Annotated in this window: 17 protein-coding genes and 1 tRNA gene; 11 read left to right on the forward strand and 7 right to left on the reverse strand. The window is 61.0% G+C overall.

Going from position 1 to position 16,170, the window contains the following annotated elements; all coding sequences use genetic code 11:
• Positions 1-28 precede the first annotated feature (28 nt).
• The 7 genes from typA to HCZ30_RS10365 form a co-directional block, all read right to left on the reverse strand.
• Positions 29-1,846: a translational GTPase TypA gene (gene typA / locus HCZ30_RS10335; protein ID WP_167638213.1), complete on the reverse strand. Its 1,818-nt coding sequence runs from the start codon at positions 1,844-1,846 to the stop codon at positions 29-31.
• A gap of 69 nt (positions 1,847-1,915) precedes the next feature.
• A complete protein-coding gene (locus tag HCZ30_RS10340; protein WP_167638214.1) occupies positions 1,916-2,254 on the reverse strand; it encodes a DMT family transporter in 339 nt (112 codons plus the stop codon).
• Positions 2,255-2,337: 83 nt separating this feature from the next.
• A complete protein-coding gene (locus HCZ30_RS10345) occupies positions 2,338-2,940 on the reverse strand; it encodes a YitT family protein (RefSeq protein WP_167638215.1) in 603 nt (200 codons plus the stop codon).
• A gap of 82 nt (positions 2,941-3,022) precedes the next feature.
• On the reverse strand, positions 3,023-4,237 hold the full coding sequence (locus HCZ30_RS10350) for an NADP-dependent isocitrate dehydrogenase (RefSeq protein ID WP_167638216.1): 1,215 nt from the start codon (positions 4,235-4,237) through the stop codon (positions 3,023-3,025).
• An 89-nt stretch (positions 4,238-4,326) separates the two neighbouring features.
• A complete protein-coding gene (locus HCZ30_RS10355; RefSeq protein ID WP_167638217.1) occupies positions 4,327-5,490 on the reverse strand; it encodes an HD domain-containing protein in 1,164 nt (387 codons plus the stop codon).
• Positions 5,490-5,714, reverse strand: coding sequence for a hypothetical protein (locus HCZ30_RS10360; protein ID WP_167638218.1), 225 nt, complete (start codon positions 5,712-5,714; stop codon positions 5,490-5,492). The genes HCZ30_RS10355 and HCZ30_RS10360 overlap by 1 nt, the downstream gene beginning before the upstream one ends.
• A 3-nt stretch (positions 5,715-5,717) precedes the next feature.
• A complete protein-coding gene (locus tag HCZ30_RS10365; protein ID WP_167638219.1) occupies positions 5,718-6,371 on the reverse strand; it encodes an alpha/beta hydrolase in 654 nt (217 codons plus the stop codon).
• 166 nt (positions 6,372-6,537) lie between these two features.
• Between HCZ30_RS10365 and HCZ30_RS10370 the strand changes: the two genes are divergently transcribed.
• The 11 genes from HCZ30_RS10370 (at position 6,538) to HCZ30_RS10420 (ending at position 16,168) form a co-directional block, all read left to right on the forward strand.
• Entirely contained in the window at positions 6,538-6,996 is a 459-nt protein-coding gene (locus HCZ30_RS10370; protein WP_167638220.1) for an Rrf2 family transcriptional regulator, read from the forward strand.
• A 91-nt stretch (positions 6,997-7,087) separates the two neighbouring features.
• Positions 7,088-8,131 (forward strand): aminotransferase class V-fold PLP-dependent enzyme, encoded by a 1,044-nt coding sequence (locus HCZ30_RS10375; protein ID WP_167638221.1) that lies wholly within the window; start codon positions 7,088-7,090, stop codon positions 8,129-8,131.
• 14 nt (positions 8,132-8,145) lie between these two features.
• Positions 8,146-9,669, forward strand: a complete 1,524-nt coding sequence (sufB, locus tag HCZ30_RS10380; RefSeq protein WP_167638222.1) for a Fe-S cluster assembly protein SufB — start codon at positions 8,146-8,148, stop codon at positions 9,667-9,669.
• The gene (locus HCZ30_RS10385; RefSeq protein WP_167638223.1) at positions 9,669-9,896 is read left to right on the forward strand and encodes an HTH-like domain-containing protein; all 228 of its coding nucleotides are present in this window, start codon (positions 9,669-9,671) and stop codon (positions 9,894-9,896) included. The genes sufB and HCZ30_RS10385 overlap by 1 nt, the downstream gene beginning before the upstream one ends.
• A gap of 1 nt (position 9,897) precedes the next feature.
• Positions 9,898-10,209: a heavy metal-binding domain-containing protein gene (locus HCZ30_RS10390; protein ID WP_167638224.1), complete on the forward strand. Its 312-nt coding sequence runs from the start codon at positions 9,898-9,900 to the stop codon at positions 10,207-10,209.
• 68 nt (positions 10,210-10,277) lie between these two features.
• A complete protein-coding gene (gene sufC / locus HCZ30_RS10395) occupies positions 10,278-11,033 on the forward strand; it encodes a Fe-S cluster assembly ATPase SufC (protein ID WP_167638225.1) in 756 nt (251 codons plus the stop codon).
• The gene (locus HCZ30_RS10400) at positions 11,033-12,325 is read left to right on the forward strand and encodes a SufB/SufD family protein (protein ID WP_167638226.1); all 1,293 of its coding nucleotides are present in this window, start codon (positions 11,033-11,035) and stop codon (positions 12,323-12,325) included. Before sufC ends, HCZ30_RS10400 begins: the two co-directional genes overlap by 1 nt.
• A complete protein-coding gene (locus tag HCZ30_RS10405) occupies positions 12,322-12,804 on the forward strand; it encodes a YIP1 family protein (protein ID WP_167638227.1) in 483 nt (160 codons plus the stop codon). Before HCZ30_RS10400 ends, HCZ30_RS10405 begins: the two co-directional genes overlap by 4 nt.
• A 1-nt stretch (position 12,805) precedes the next feature.
• Positions 12,806-14,026 (forward strand): cysteine desulfurase, encoded by a 1,221-nt coding sequence (locus HCZ30_RS10410; protein WP_167638228.1) that lies wholly within the window; start codon positions 12,806-12,808, stop codon positions 14,024-14,026.
• 61 nt (positions 14,027-14,087) lie between these two features.
• A tRNA-Arg gene (locus HCZ30_RS10415) sits at positions 14,088-14,164 on the forward strand.
• 168 nt (positions 14,165-14,332) lie between these two features.
• Positions 14,333-16,168: a methyl-accepting chemotaxis protein gene (locus tag HCZ30_RS10420; RefSeq protein ID WP_167638229.1), complete on the forward strand. Its 1,836-nt coding sequence runs from the start codon at positions 14,333-14,335 to the stop codon at positions 16,166-16,168.
• The last annotated feature ends 2 nt before the right edge of the window (positions 16,169-16,170 follow it).

Raw genomic sequence — 16,170 nt, forward strand, 5'->3', positions numbered from 1 at the left:
CGGGCCCGAAGGCCCGTTTCCGTATGGCTTATGCCGAACGCGCTTGGCGCTTGCGCTCGTGCGGGTCGAGGAAGCGCTTGCGCAGGCGAACCGCGTTCGGGGTCACTTCCACCAGTTCGTCGTCGTCGATGTAGGCGATAGCCTGCTCCAGCGACATAACGGTCGGCGGGGTGAGGCGGACGGCTTCGTCGGTGCCCGAGGCGCGGACGTTGGTCAGCTTCTTACCCTTCAGCGGGTTCACTTCGAGATCGTTGTCACGGCTGTGCTCGCCGATGATCATGCCCTGATAGACCGGCTCCTGCGGGTTGATGAACATCTTGCCGCGATCTTCGAGGTTCCACAGCGCGTAGGCAACGGCGGTACCGTCTTCCATCGAGATCAGAACGCCCTGACGACGGCCAGCGATCGGGCCCTTGTGCGGGGTCCAGCCGTGGAAAATGCGGTTCATGATGCCAGAGCCGCGCGTGTCGGTCAGGAATTCGCCGTGGTAGCCGATCAGGCCGCGCGACGGAACGTGAGCGACGATACGGGTCTTGCCGTTGCCGCCGGGGTTCATCTCGACCAGATCACCCTTGCGCGGGCCGGTGAGCTTTTCAACGACCGAACCGGTGTACTCTTCGTCGACGTCGATGGTGACTTCTTCGACCGGCTCCATGCGCTGGCCGTCTTCCATCTGGAAGATAACCTGCGGACGCGAGATCGACAGCTCGAAGCCTTCGCGGCGCATGTTCTCGATGAGTACGCCCATCTGGAGTTCGCCGCGGCCCGATACGATGAACGCTTCACCGCCCGGAGTGTCTTCGACTTTGATCGCGACGTTGGTTTCGGCTTCTTTCATCAGGCGGTCACGAATGACGCGCGACTGGACTTTCTTGCCGTCACGGCCTGCGAGCGGGGAGTCGTTGATGCCGAAGAGGACCGAGATGGTCGGCGGATCGATCGGCTGTGCGGGCAGGGCGGTGTTGATCGACGGATCGCAGAGGGTATCTGCAACGGTCGCGACCGACATACCTGCGACCGAAACGATGTCGCCCGCAACGGCTTCGTCGATCGGCTGCTGCGACAGACCGCGGAACGCCATGATCTTGGTGGCGCGGAACTGTTCGATCTTGGTGCCGTCACGCGACAGCGCCTTGAGCGTGTCGCCGGTTTTCAGGGTGCCGGTCTCGACGCGGCCGGTCAGCAGACGACCGATGAACGGGTCGGCGCCGAGCGTGGTGGCGATCATCGAGAAAGGCTCGTCCTTGTTCGCCTGCTGCTTCGGCGGCTGGACGTGCTTGACGACCAGCTTGAACAGGGCATCGAGGTTTTCGCGCGGACCGTCGAGGGTCTCGTCACACCAGCCCGAACGGCCAGACGCGTAGAGGTGCGGGAAGTCCAGCTGTTCGTCGTCAGCGCCGAGGTTGGCGAAGAGGTCGAAACATTCGTCAAGCGCGCGATCCGGCTCTGCGTCCGGCTTGTCGACTTTGTTCAGAACGACGATCGGCTTGAGGCCGAGGGCCAGCGCCTTCGAGGTCACGAACTTGGTCTGCGGCATCGGGCCTTCGGCAGCGTCGACGAGGAGGACAACGCCGTCGACCATGCTCAGGATGCGTTCGACTTCACCGCCGAAGTCGGCGTGGCCGGGGGTGTCGACGATGTTGATGCGAGTGGTGCCCCACTCGACCGAAGTCGCCTTTGCCAGAATGGTGATCCCGCGTTCACGTTCGATATCGTTGCTATCCATGGCACGTTCTGCAACGGCCTGGTTTTCGCGGAAGGCACCCGATTGCTTGAGGAGTTCATCAACCAGCGTCGTTTTGCCGTGGTCAACGTGCGCGATAATCGCGATATTACGGATATCCATAGGTCAGCCTTTTTCGGAAGTTGGCTGGCCCATACCGTGCAAATGCAGCAAAGGCTAGTCCTAAAGGGCCTAACCGTGGCTGGCTGTGTCCGAAAACAGGTTAATCACGACAATTCCGGCGAGGATCAGGCCCAGCCCGATGATTGCCCCAAGGTCAAGTTTCTGCCCGAACCAGAGCCAACTGATGATAGCGACAAGCACGATACCGAGCCCCGACCAGATCGCATAGACAATACCCGTGGGCATGAAGCGGACCGCATAGGCCAACAGGTAGAACGAGATCGCGTAGCCGATGACCACGATGGCGGTCGGGCCGATTTTGGTGAACTGGTCCGACGCCTTGAGCGCGGACGTCGCGATGGTTTCCGCGACGATGGCGAAGAGCAGGGCAATGATGTGGGTGGGCATGGCCGGACCTGTCAGTCTGATTTGCGGCCAGCCTAGATTTCCGCATTGCGGCGGGCAAGCGTATACGCCCGCACATACCGCTCTCAGGTCGCGATATAGCGGTCTTTGCGGTGGTTGATTGCAATGACGAGGTTCACGACGAGCGCACCGATGAAGCTATAGAACACGGTCGGCACATCGCGGATCGTCAGCGCGATGGCAAAGAGCGCGGCGTCGAACAGAAGCTGGGTCCAGCCCGCGCGGAAGCCCGTTTTCTCTTGCAGGTAAAGCGCGAGGATGCCGATCCCGCCGAGGCTGCCGCCGTGACGGAAGAGGGCGATGAGCGCCGAGCCGGTGACGAGGCCGAAGAGGATTGCCGCAGGGATCGGGGCCATAAACTCGAACGCGATCATCGACGGCATAAAGCTGACGAGGACCGACAGCAGCGCGACCGACAGGAACGTCTTCATCACGAAGGTCGGGCCGAGGCGTTTGTAGCCGAGCCAGTAGAACGGGATGTTCACCACGAAGAACACCGCACCGAAGCTCCATCCTGTCGCGTAGGAGATCAGCAGGGCAAGACCTGCCGTCTGGCCCGTCACGAACCCCATGAAGGTCAGGATCTGGAGGCCGAAGGACGCGAGGATCACACCGAAGGCGATGCCTTGGGCGTCTTCGATCAGGGAATGCTTCTTGGGGTCGGTCATGATGCACCTCTTTAGGTCAGCAATTCGTACCCAAAAGCATCACAAAGGAAAAGGGCGACCGCGAGGCCGCCCTTGATATTTTTTAGCCGACGAGCGCTTTGTTGAGGTACTCGTCAACCTTTTCGAGAAAGCCCATCGTCGTGAGCCACTTCTGGTCGGGGCCGACCAGCAGGGCGAGGTCCTTGGTCATCCAGCCGTCTTCGACGCACTGCACGGTGACTTTCTCCAGCGTCTCGGCAAAGCGCATCAGCTGCGCGTTGCCGTCGAGCTTTGCGCGGTGCTTCAGACCGCCGGTCCACGCGTAGATCGACGCGACCGAGTTGGTCGAGGTCGCCTTGCCCGCCTGGTGATTGCGGTAGTGGCGGGTGACGGTGCCGTGGGCGGCCTCGGCCTCCACGATCTTGCCATCGGGGGTCATCAGCTGCGACGCCATCAGGCCCAGCGAGCCGTAACCCTGCGCCACGGTGTCGGATTGCACGTCGCCGTCGTAGTTCTTGCAGGCCCAGACGAAGCCGCCCGACCATTTCAGCGCGCAAGCGACCATATCGTCGATGAGGCGGTGTTCGTACCAGATGCCAGCGGCCTTGAACTTTTCTTCGAACTCTTCCTCGTAGACCTTCTGGAACAGGTCCTTGAAACGGCCGTCGTAGGCTTTGAGGATGGTGTTTTTGGTCGACAGATACACCGGCCACTTCAGCGCGAGGCCGTAGTTCAGCGATGCGCGGGCGAAGTCGATGATCGAGTCGTCGAGGTTATACATGCCCATGTAAACGCCGGCGGAGGGCGCGTTGTAGACCTCGCGTTCGATCTCCGTGCCGTCTTCGCCGACGAACTTCATGGTCAGCTTGCCTGCCGACGGGAAATGGAAGTCGGTCGCGCGGTACTGGTCGCCGAATGCGTGGCGGCCCACAACGATCGGCTGCGTCCAACCAGGAACGAGGCGCGGGACATTGCGGCAGATGATCGGCTGACGGAAGACAACACCGCCGAGGATGTTGCGGATCGTACCGTTGGGCGAGCGCCACATCTTCTTGAGGCCGAATTCCTCGACACGCGCTTCATCAGGGGTGATCGTCGCGCATTTGACGCCGACACCGTATTCCTTGATCGCGTTGGCCGCGTCGATGGTGATCTGGTCTTCGGTCTCGTCACGCACTTCGATGCCGAGGTCGTAGTACTTCAGATCGAGGTCGAGGTACGGGAGGATGAGCTTTTGTTTGATGAAATCCCAGATGATGCGGGTCATTTCATCGCCGTCGAGTTCGACGACCGGATTTTCCACCTTGATCTTGGTCATGAGGCGACTCCGTGTATGTGTGAGTATGAGGCGTATCTAGCGCGGCCCGAGGGTTTTGACCAGACTTTGTATGCCAATGTATACCGAGTTTAGCTGCCCGCGAAAAGCGGATAACTCTTTAACATCCGGTCCAGCTCTTCCCACACCGCGGGCGCCCCGCGAGAGATCGGCTTTCCGACACGTTCGACCAGTTGCGCGTAGCCCACATTATAGTCCACCCAGCTTCCGCCGCCATTGGCGAGGTTCGCAAGCGGGGTCGAGGTGCGGTCGATAGCCTTGCCATAATGGGCTTCGGGGCTCGTCGCTTCTTCGAATTCGTCCCATAGGGCGCGGAATACGGCGTTCTGCGGTTCGGGGAGGATGTTGAACAGACGGTCAGCGGCGGCGAGTTCGGCGGCCTCTTGGGCTGCGTGATCGACATTGCCGTGGATCGGATTGTCGCCCGCGTCGATCTCAACGAGATCGTGGAGGACAAGCATCCGCACGGCTTTTTCGACGTTGATCTCGCGGGTCGCGTGCTCGGCGAGAATGTAGATGTGCAGCGCACTGTGCCAGCTATGCTCCGCGCTGTTCTCGTGGCGGCTGCCGTCATGGAGGCGGGTCGCGCGGTAGATGCCCTTGAGCTGGCACGCTTCGTTGACGAAAGCGAGTTGGCTCAGGAAAGCGTCGGTGGCAGTGCTATCTGCGCCGTTCAGTAGAGCGGCGGCGTGCTCGTATGCCTCGGCCCAATGCTCGGCCAAGGGGCGCGCGCGGCCACCGGACATGTTATCACGCACGATCTCGATATGGTCGGGGCGGGGGCTCGCGCCGCAGATCGTCTGGAACATCGGCTGCGCGATATCGCAGCGGCGGGCGAAGGCGGCGGTCGGGGTCTGGCCCGCTTCGAATTCGTCCCAGATCGCGCGGAGATGCGCGCCCTGATCATCGGGCAGAATACCGAACAGGCGGTCGGCGGCCTTTTTTTCGGCAGCGGCGACGACGGCGGGATCGCGGTCCAGATGGATCGGATGGTCGCCTGCGTCGATCTCCACCAGGTCATGTAGCATGAGCATCAGGATCGCGCGGTCGACGTCGACTTCGGGCGGCTGGCCCGCGCCGAACACCATCGCGTAGAGCATCAGGTGCCAGCTATGCTCGGCACTGTTTTCTTCGCGGCTGCAATCAAGGATCAGGTTGGCGCGGTCGACGCCTTTCAGGCGGTCTGCCTCGTTCAGAAAGGCAAACTGGCGGGCAATGCGGGATGCGGCGGCCATTACTGGTCGCCGCGCGCTTTTGCGATGCGTTGTTCGAGGTACCGGCGGGCGCGGCGCTCGGAGTTGATGACGCGCACAGCCGTCATGAACGCTTCCTGCGTGGTCTGCGAGGACGCGCCCAGTACATTGGACACGTCCTGAACGAGGTTCGGGTCTTCCATTGCGTCGGCTGCGTTGATGGTATCAAGCGCGAGCTTTTCGGCCAGCTCGTTGGTGAGCGACATGGATTACCTCGTATTCTCCGTCAGGCGGCGACGGACGTAACCTTTGACGGAATCGCTCATGGTTTCGAGGTGTTCGTCGTCAAAGAAGTGGCCCGCACCCTCGACAACCTCGTGAGTGATGGTGATGCCCTTCTGGTCGTGCAGCTTGTTTACGAGGCTGACGGTATCGGCGGGCGGTGCGACGCGGTCGGCGCTGCCGTTGATGATCAGACCCGAGGACGGGCAAGGCGCGAGGAACGAGAAGTCGTACATATTCGCGGGCGGCGCGACCGAGATGAAGCCGGTGATTTCCGGACGGCGCATCAGAAGCTGCATACCGATCCACGCCCCGAACGAGAAACCTGCGACCCAGCAGTGCTTCGAGCCGGTGTTCATCGACTGGAGGTAGTCCAGAGCCGATGCCGCATCCGAAAGCTCGCCGATGCCCTGATCGTATTCACCCTGACTGCGGCCAACGCCGCGGAAATTGAACCGCAGAACCGTGAAGCCCATGTTGTAGAACGTGTAGTGCAGCTTGTGGACCACGCGCTGGTTCATCGAGCCGCCGAACTGGGGGTGCGGGTGCAGAACGATGGCGATCGGAGCGTCACGATCTTTCTGCGGGTGGTAACGGCCTTCGAGCCGGCCTTCGGGGCCGGGGAAAATTACTTCGGGCATTCGGGTCCCTGTGCAGTTGGTGTCCGGATTTCTTGACGAAATTCATCGGGCATCTTAGAAGGATTCTAAATCCGGCCTACATGATGGGCCGGGGCTGGGTCTCGAAGTAATGACGTCAGCCGCATCCGTCAATATTGTAACGCTTTATCGGAGCCGTCTGAAAGCTATGAAACTGAGCACCAAAGGCCGTTATGCTGTTGTCGCGCTTGCCGATCTTGCTTTGCAGCCTGCCGGCTCGCTGGTGACGCTTGCCGAAATTTCCAAGCGTCAGAACATCTCTCTGCCGTACCTGGAGCAGCTTTTTGTGAAGCTGCGCCGCGAGGGTCTGGTGGATTCCGTCCGCGGTCCGGGTGGTGGTTACAAGCTGGCAAAGGTTCCGTCGGACATCCGCGTGGCCGATATTCTCGCTGCGGTTGACGAGACCGTAAGTGCAATGCACAAAGGCGTTGGCGCATCCGGCGCGAACTCCGGCACCCGTGCGCAATCGCTGACGAACCGCCTTTGGGAAGGTCTGTCGGCGCATGTCTATGTGTTCCTCCATCAGGCGCGTCTGTCGGATGTGGTGAGCAATGGCCTCGCACCGTGTCCGGCAGTGCCGTCGCTGTTCGAAGTGGTCGACGAGTGACTTTTGACGCCGCATATGTGGGGGCTCTGCCCCCGTCCGCCGTTGGCGGCCTCCCCCGAGGTATTTTTTTCAAAGTGAAAGGGGCCGCGGCGTGAAGCGGGTCTATCTCGATCATAATGCGACGACGCCGCTGCGCGCCGAGGCACGCGATGCGATGGTTGCCGCGATGGATGTCGCGGGCAATCCCAGTTCGGTGCATTCCGAGGGCCGCGCTGCGAAGTCGCTGATGGAAAAAGCGCGCCGTCAGGTGTCGGAAGCTCTGGGGGCAGGGAACGCGGATATCGTCTTCGTCTCCGGCTCGACCGAGGCTGCGGCGCTGGCTTGTGCGGGGCGCGGGTTGCAGGGGTCGGAGATCGAGCACGAGGCCGTACTGTCGTGGGTCGAGCCCTCGCTTGATGTGCACGGTGATGGTGCTGTGGCTGTGAGTGATCCTGCGGGATCGACGTTGCAGCTTGCCAATTCGGAGACCGGTATCATCCAGGATCTGCCCGAGGGGCTGGCGGTGTCTGATATCACCCAAGCCTTTGGGAAGATCCCGTTTTCCTATGCGTGGGCCGGTGTGGGGATGGTGTTTGTCTCCGCTCACAAGCTGGGCGGTCCGAAGGGTGTTGGCGCGCTGGTCATTCCGCAGGGCTATGATCTGTCCGCGCAGCTGGTTGGCGGCGGGCAGGAGATGGGGCGCCGAGCGGGCACCGAGAATATCATCGGGATCGCAGGCTTTGCCGCTGCTGCTGAAGCTGCGCAGAAAGATCTGGCGGATGGCCGCTGGGACGAGATCGCAAGGCTGCGCGATTTGATGGAAGAGCGCATTGCTGATGGCGCGGGCGTACCTATCTTTGTGGGGAAGGCCGCCAAGCGGTTGCCGAACACGTCCTGCTATGTGACACCCGGCTGGAAGGGCGAGACGCAGGTCATGAATATGGACCTGTCGGGGTTCGCCATCTCCGCTGGCTCGGCCTGTTCGAGCGGCAAAGTGAAGGCAAGCAAAGTGCTCCGCGCTATGGGATTTGACGAAGCGGATGCCGCGTGCGCGACGCGGGTTTCGCTGGGAATTGAAACGACTGAAGCCGACGTGTTGGCCTTCGCCGACGCTTGGGTTGATCGCTATAAAAAGATGCGCGCAAAAGCCGCGTAAGAAAGGGAAAGGTCATGGCTGCACTGGACCGAACCGAAGTGAAGGAAGGGGTCGATCAGGAAACTGTCGATGCCGTTGCAAAGCTTTCGGGCAAATACAAATACGGTTGGGAAACCGATATCGAGATGGAGTACGCGCCCAAGGGTGTGAACCCCGATATCGTGCGTCTCATCTCGGACAAGAACGAAGAGCCCGAGTGGATGACCGAATGGCGTCTGTCGGCTTTCGAGCGTTGGGAAACCATGGAAGAGCCCACTTGGGCGATGGTGGACTATCCCAAGATCGATTTTCAGGACCAGTATTACTACGCGCGTCCCAAGAGCATGGTCGAAAAGCCCAAGTCGCTCGAAGAGGTCGACCCCAAGCTGCTGGCGACCTATGAAAAACTCGGTATTCCGCTCAAGGAACAGATGATCCTTGCTGGCGTCGAAGGCGCCGAGGACTACAAGGAAGGTGACCGCAAGGTTGCTGTGGACGCGGTGTTCGACTCCGTTTCCGTCGGCACGACCTTCAAGAAAGAGCTCGAAAAGGCCGGCGTGATCTTCTGCTCGATCTCGGAAGCGATCCGCGAGCATCCCGAACTGGTCAAGAAGTACCTCGGCTCTGTCGTTCCGGCGACCGACAACTACTATGCCACGCTGAACTCGGCTGTGTTCTCGGACGGCTCGTTCGTCTACGTACCGCCGGGCGTTCGCTGCCCGATGGAACTGTCGACCTACTTCCGTATCAACGCGGAGAACACTGGCCAGTTCGAACGCACGCTGATCATCGCGGACAAGGGCTCTTACGTGTCCTACCTCGAAGGCTGCACCGCACCGCAGCGCGACACCGCGCAGCTTCACGCGGCAGTTGTCGAGATCATCGTCGAGGAAGACGCCGAGGTGAAATACTCGACCGTTCAGAACTGGTATCCGGGCGACGAGAACGGCAAAGGCGGCATCTACAACTTCGTCACCAAGCGCGCGGACTGCCGCGGCGACCGTGCGAAGGTGATGTGGACGCAGGTCGAAACCGGCTCGGCTGTCACGTGGAAATACCCGTCGTGCATCCTGCGCGGTGATGACAGCCAAGGCGAGTTCTACTCGATCGCGATTGCCAACAACATGCAGCAGGCCGACACCGGTACGAAGATGGTGCACCTTGGCAAGAACACCAAGTCGCGCATCGTCTCCAAGGGTATCTCTGCCGGTAAGGCGCAGAACACCTACCGCGGTCTGGTGTCGATGCACCCGAAGGCGAAGAACAGCCGAAACTACACCCAGTGTGACAGCTTGCTGATCGGCTCGGAGTGCGGTGCCCACACGGTTCCGTATATCGAGGTGAAGAACAATTCCTCGCGCGTCGAACACGAAGCGACCACCTCGAAGGTGGATGACGACCAGCTCTTCTACTGCCGCCAGCGCGGTATGGACGAAGAAGAGGCCGTGGCGCTCGTGGTGAACGGGTTCTGTAAGGAAGTGCTTCAGGCGCTGCCGATGGAATTCGCGATGGAAGCGCAGCAGCTGGTTGCCATCTCGCTCGAAGGATCGGTCGGCTAATGGAGCACAGTGTTCTCGTTGATGAGTTAAAGCGTCGATATCAGTCCGCCTCAAAGTCTGAGGTGGCATTGTCAATTCACCTCTTCGGAATTGAGTTTGCCGATGCGCTACAAGGCGCTTCGGTACATCTCATCGCTGAAGAAGCAACCGGACATCCAAGCTACGGCACAGAAATCCGCAAGGGTATGCGATTGGCCAAGTATGTTCAGTTGAAGACGGAGAAATAAGATGATCGTCACCACCACCAACAGCATCGAAGGTCGCCGCGTGACGGGATACCACGGTATTGTCACCGGCGAGGCCATCATGGGCGCGAACGTCGTACGGGACATCTTTGCCTCGATCACCGACGTGATCGGCGGGCGCTCGGGCGCTTACGAGGCGAAGCTCGCCGATGCCCGTGAAACCGCCCTGCGCGAGATGGAAGTCCGCGCGGCCGAATGCGGTGCCGACGCGGTGGTGGGTGTCGATCTCGACTACGAAGTTATCGGACAGATGCTCATGGTTTCGGCCTCGGGCACTGCTGTCTCGCTGGATTAATCGCGCGTCTCGCGCTTGGAATGAACGGCCTCGGGCCGATGTGCCGCACCGGCGGCTAGGAGAATTAAATGCTGGAAATCAAGAACCTGCACGTCAAACTTGAAGAAGAGGATAAGCAGATCCTCAAGGGCGTCGACCTCAAAATCGGCGCTGGCGAAGTCCACGCCATCATGGGCCCGAACGGTTCGGGCAAGTCGACCATGTCCTACGTCCTGTCGGGCCGCGACGGCTACGAAGTGACCGAGGGCGAAGCGACCCTCGACGGCGTGGATCTTCTGGAAATGGAACCGGAAGAGCGCGCTGCGGCTGGCCTGTTCCTCGCGTTCCAGTACCCCGTCGAAATTCCGGGCGTTGGTAACATGACCTTCCTGCGCACCGCTGTGAACGCACAGCGCAAGGCACGCGGCGAAGAAGAATACAGCGCTGGCGAGTTCCTCAAGATCGTCCGCGAAAAGGCCAAGACTCTCAAGATCGACGCCGACATGCTCAAGCGTCCCGTGAACGTCGGTTTCTCGGGCGGTGAGAAGAAGCGTAACGAGATCCTGCAAATGGCGATGCTGGAGCCGAAGATGTGCATCCTCGACGAGACCGACTCCGGCCTCGACGTTGACGCGATGAAACTGGTGTCGGACGGCGTGAACGCGCTGCGCGACGAAGGCCGCTCGTTCCTCGTCATCACGCACTATCAGCGTCTTCTGGACCACATCAAACCGGACGTCGTGCACATCATGGCAAACGGCCGCATCATCAAGTCGGGCGGCCCCGAACTGGCTCTCGAAGTTGAAAACAACGGCTACGCAGACCTTCTGGCGGAGGTGCAGTAATGGCGCTGCCGAAGCTCAAAGCTGACGCGACCGAGGCCCGTCTGGCCGCTCTGACGCTGCCGGAAGGCGCTGCGTGGGCGACCGAACTCCGTCAGGATGCGCTGAACCGGCTGACCGCTATGGGCCTGCCGATCAAGCGTGACGAATACTGGCGCTACACCAACCCCGCGTCGCTTGTCGCACCCGAAGCGCCCGTCGCTGCCGTGTTCGACAACGGTGACGAAGCTCCGCTGTTCGCCGGTGCCGATGCGCTGAAGATCGTATTCGTTGACGGCGTGTTCGATGCCGCGCAGTCGTCCGATCTGTCGCAAGAAGGTCTGGAGATCGCACGTCTGTCCGACGCGATGTCCGCCGATATCCACTGGGTCAAAGACCTCTACGGCAAGCTTGAATCTGCGGGCCAGACCCCCGTCGAGCGTCCGTTTGCCGTGCTGAACACCGCGTTCGCGACCGATGGCATCGTCATCCGCGCAACCGGCAACGTCAGCCGTCCGGTCCACATCCAGTACCTGCACGAAAACGAAACCTCTGACGCGATCCTGCACCACGTTGTGAAGGTCGAAGAGGGCGCTTCGGTCACTCTGCTGGAAAACGGTCCCGCTGCGGCCCGCTTCAACAAGGTCACCGAGGTCGACGTGGCCGACACCGGCGCGTTCCACCACATCCGTGCGCAGGGCCGCGACCACGAACGCCGCGCTGTGACGGGTTTGTTCGCCCGCCTTGGCACTGAATCGGCGTTCAAGTCGTTCACCATGACCGTCAACGGCGTGCTCACCCGCAACGAGACTGTTATCGAACTGACCGGCGACGATGCGATTGCGCATGTGGCTGGTGCCTGCCTCGGTGATGGCCGTGATTTCCATCACGACGACACCGTGTTCATCACTCACGACGCCGAGCGCTGCGAAAGCCGTCAGGTGTTCAAGAAGGTGCTGCGCAACGGTGCGACCGGCGTGTTCCAGGGCAAAATCCTCGTGAAGCAAGGCGCACAGAAGACCGACGGTTACCAGATCTCGCAGGGTCTGCTGCTGGATGACGACAGCAACTTCCTCGCCAAACCCGAGCTGGAAATCTACGCCGACGACGTGGCGTGTTCGCACGGCTCGACCGTTGGCGCGATCGACGAGACCGCTCTGTATTACCTGCGTTCGCGCGGTGTGAGCAAAACGGAAGCGACCGACCTGCTGACGCTGTCGTTCCTCGCCGAAGCGGTCGCTGAGATCGAGAACGACGACCTTGCTGCCGAACTGACCGAGCGTCTGGCTGCTTGGCTGGAGCGCCGCCGCGCATGAGCGTGAGCCGTGACATGATCCGCACGTGGCGCGCGCCGCGTGCGGTGATGCGCAAACTGCTGGCAATGGGGAAACGCGAAGACCGTGCACTGGCCTTCCTGATGGGCGGATGTTTCATCGTCTTCATTTCCCAGTGGCCCGCGCTGGCCCGTCAGGCCCACATCACCGGCGAAGAGATGAGCCAGCTTGTGGCCTACAGCCTGCTCGGCTGGATCTTCATGTGGCCGCTGCTGTTCTACGGCCTCGCGGCCGTCGCCCACCTCATCGCCAAGGTTCTTGGCGGGAAGGGCACGTTCTTTACGGCGCGGCTCGCGATGTTCTGGACATTGCTCGCCACGTCGCCCGCCGGACTGTTCTACGGGCTGCTGCTCGGTCTGAACGGCGCTGTTCCGGGAACCCACTTTATCGGTGGCCTCTGGCTCGTGGCATTTGCCATGATCCTGCTGCTGACTTTGATCGAGGCCGAAAAGGGGGCCTGAGATGTTTGACGTAAATGCAATCCGCGCCGATTTCCCGATCCTTAAGCGCGAGGTGAACGGCAAGCCGCTTGTCTACCTCGACAACGGCGCATCTGCGCAAAAGCCGCAGGTGGTGATCGACGCGATCACGCGCGGTTACGCCGAGGAATACTCCAACGTCCACCGCGGCCTGCATTTCCTGTCGAACCTCGCGACCGAGAAATACGAGAGCACCCGCGACATCGTTCGCAAGTTCATCAACGCGCCGAGCGAGGACGAGATCGTCTTTACCTCCGGCACCACCGAGGGGATCAACCTGATTTCCTACGCATGGGCCGCGCCGCGCTTTGAAGCGGGGGACGAGATTGTGCTGTCGGTCCTCGAACACCACGCCAACATCGTGCCGTGGCATTTCCTGCGCGAACGTCAGGGTGTGGTGCTGAAGTGGGTCGAGCCGGATGCCAACGGCAACCTTGATCCGCAGGCCGTTCTGGATGCGGTCGGCCCGAAGACCAAGCTGGTCGCGGTCACCCATTGCTCCAACGTTCTGGGCACGATCGTCGATGTGAAAACCATCTGCGCCGGTGCCCGCGAACAGGGCGTTCCGGTCCTTGTCGATGGCTCGCAAAGCGCGGTTCACATGCCCGTCGACGTGCAGGACATCGGCTGCGATTTCTTCGCCATCACGGGTCACAAACTCTACGGTCCCTCGGGCTCCGGTGCGATGTTCATTGCCAAAGAGCGTATGGCCGAAATGCGCCCCTTCATGGGCGGCGGCGATATGATCCGCGAAGTCGGTCGTGACGAGGTGTCCTACAACGACGCCCCGATGAAGTTCGAGGCCGGCACCCCCGGTATCGTGCAGACCATCGGTATGGGCGTAGCGCTCGACTACCTGATGAACATCGGGATGGAGAACGTCGCCCGCCACGAGCACGATCTGCGCACCTACGCGGACGAAAAACTCCGTGGTCTCAACTGGTTGAACCTCCAAGGTAATCCGCACGACAAGGCCGCGATCTTCTCGTTCACCATCGACGGCGCGGGCCATCCGCACGACATCTCCACGGTGCTGGACAAAAAAGGCGTCGCCGTGCGCGCAGGCAGCCACTGCGCCATGCCGCTGATGGATCACCTGGGCATCAACGCGTCCTGCCGCGCTTCCTTCGGCATGTACAACACGCGCGAAGAGGTCGACAAACTCGTCGACGCGCTAGAGCTCTGCCACGAGCTCTTCGCCTGATTTTGCCATTGCGGGCCTATAGCTGCGAAGCTATAGGTTCCCATACGCAACTTGGCCATAGGCACCCATAGCTCAGCTGGATAGAGCGTCGCCCTCCGAAGGCGAAGGCCACAGGTTCGAATCCTGTTGGGTGCGCCATTTTCCTCATTTCCCGCGTCCTGCTGACACGTTTTGCGATACCCGCACACGCTGCGGACGGTGTCGGACAGCGTGGGTCTATTTTGATCACTCCGTCCTATACCCCTGCGCGATAAAGAGTGCCGTATCTATGCCGTTTCCACTCGAGCGGAACCATGGAACGTGCTCATGAAATTGTCTCAGGCTATCGTCACGAAACTGCCCATCGGGCGGCTTGCTGCGCTGGTGATCGGACCTCTTTTTGCGTGGATCGGGTGGGTCAGTTTTCACGACCTGTCGAACCACTACCGTGACTATGCGAATGCGCAGGATGCGGCGCGGCGGCTTGCTGTGCTCGAAGCAGCGCGGGAGGTCGTGAACAAGACCGAGATCGAATATATCGCCGGTTTCGCCTATGTGGTGACGCGGCTGCCTGAGGCGGCCGCTCTGTTGGCGGCGCAGCAGTCGGGGACCGACAATGCCGTGGCCGAGGCCGAATTGCTGGAATTCGGGCCCGAGTATGAGGAGCTTGGGGTGCTCGACGAGTTCGGCAACATCGTCGAATTCGCCCGGACGATCCCCACCATTCGCGAGCAGGCGCAGCGTGAGGATTTCAACGCGCTTGAGGTCGAGGCGGACTTTGCCGCGTTTTTCGATGAATACCGCAAGCTGCAATCGCAGCTTTTTGTCGGTCCGAGCGGCGACCTCCACGCGGAATTCGAGCGTGTGCGCGAAGTCTCTCAAGCGATTCGTGAGTACAAGAACCTGATGATTCAGGAGATCAACATCCTCGCCAGCGTGGACCGCACCAAGGTGAACGCGAGCGCCTTGCTCCGCTATGGCACGTATATCAAGAGCATTGTCGCGCCGCTGGAGGACGATGCCCTCTATGCCGATATCGTGGCCGAATTCCTTGAAGTCGACACCGCGTTTACCGAGGGGTTTCGGCGCGGCACGCTTGATGGCGGCGAGGTCGACACCGGCAGCGTGGTCCAGGTGCTATCGCTGGGCCTCGAACAGCTGGACCGGCTCATCAGCATTCAGGACATCGCGTTTGGAGAGCTGGCGAGCAGTGCGGAGGCACTGTCGGGCGCGCGGCTGAGAACGATCTACGGTCAGTTCGGTATGGCAGTCATCGGTTTTGCCGTGTTCGCTGTGCTGGTCGGTTTGATCGTGAATGGGTTCCTGACGGTCTTCGCCAGAACCGCACGGGCTGCCAAAGAGGGCGTCCACGATGGGACGTCCGGCTATCCCGCGCGCGGCAGTAACGAGATCTCCATCATGATCGACGCGCTGGAGGAAGCGCAGGCCGAGGTTGCGGCTCAAAAGGCGAAGACGCAGCGCATTCTCGACCAGCGCAGCCGCGAGTTGGCGGAGACGAACGAACTTTACGAGCGGACGCAGACGCGGTCGGTCCATATCTCCGACCAGATGGTAAAGCTGACCGAACAGACCAACACGATCCTTGAAACCGTCAAGAAGGTGCAGAGCTCGCTTCACGACGCAGCAGAGGATTCCGCGCATATCCGCGAGACGACGAGCAAGGGCGGCAACGTCGTTGATGCGGCGAACGTGCGGATGAAGGAAATCGCGGCCTCGACGCTCGACATGGGCCGCTTCGTCAAGGACATCGAAGAGATTGCGTTCCAGACGCACCTCGTCGCCATCAACGCACGGATCGAAGCCGCGCGGGCAGGGAGCGCGGGAAAGGGCTTTACCGTCGTCGCGGGCGAGGTCCAACAGCTTGCAGCGCGCGCCACCAAGGCCGCAGGCGAGATTGACGAGCTGATTCAGCTGGCGCTCGGGCAGGTGGAAAACAGCGTGAAGGTGGTCGAGGATAGCGCCCACGCGCTGCGGTCGTCCTCCGACAACGCCCAGAAGATCGCGCAGCGGATCAGCGAGTTGAACGACATTTGCGCCGTCGAGATGCGGAACATGAACCAGCTCTTCACCGCGATCCACGACGTCGAAAGCGCGGCGGGCCAGATTGCCGACGAGACAGCGGCGAATATCGCGGCGCAGTAACG

Origin of the sequence: Marivivens donghaensis, assembly GCF_011806565.1 — a bacterium.
GTDB lineage: Bacteria > Pseudomonadota > Alphaproteobacteria > Rhodobacterales > Rhodobacteraceae > Marivivens > Marivivens donghaensis_A.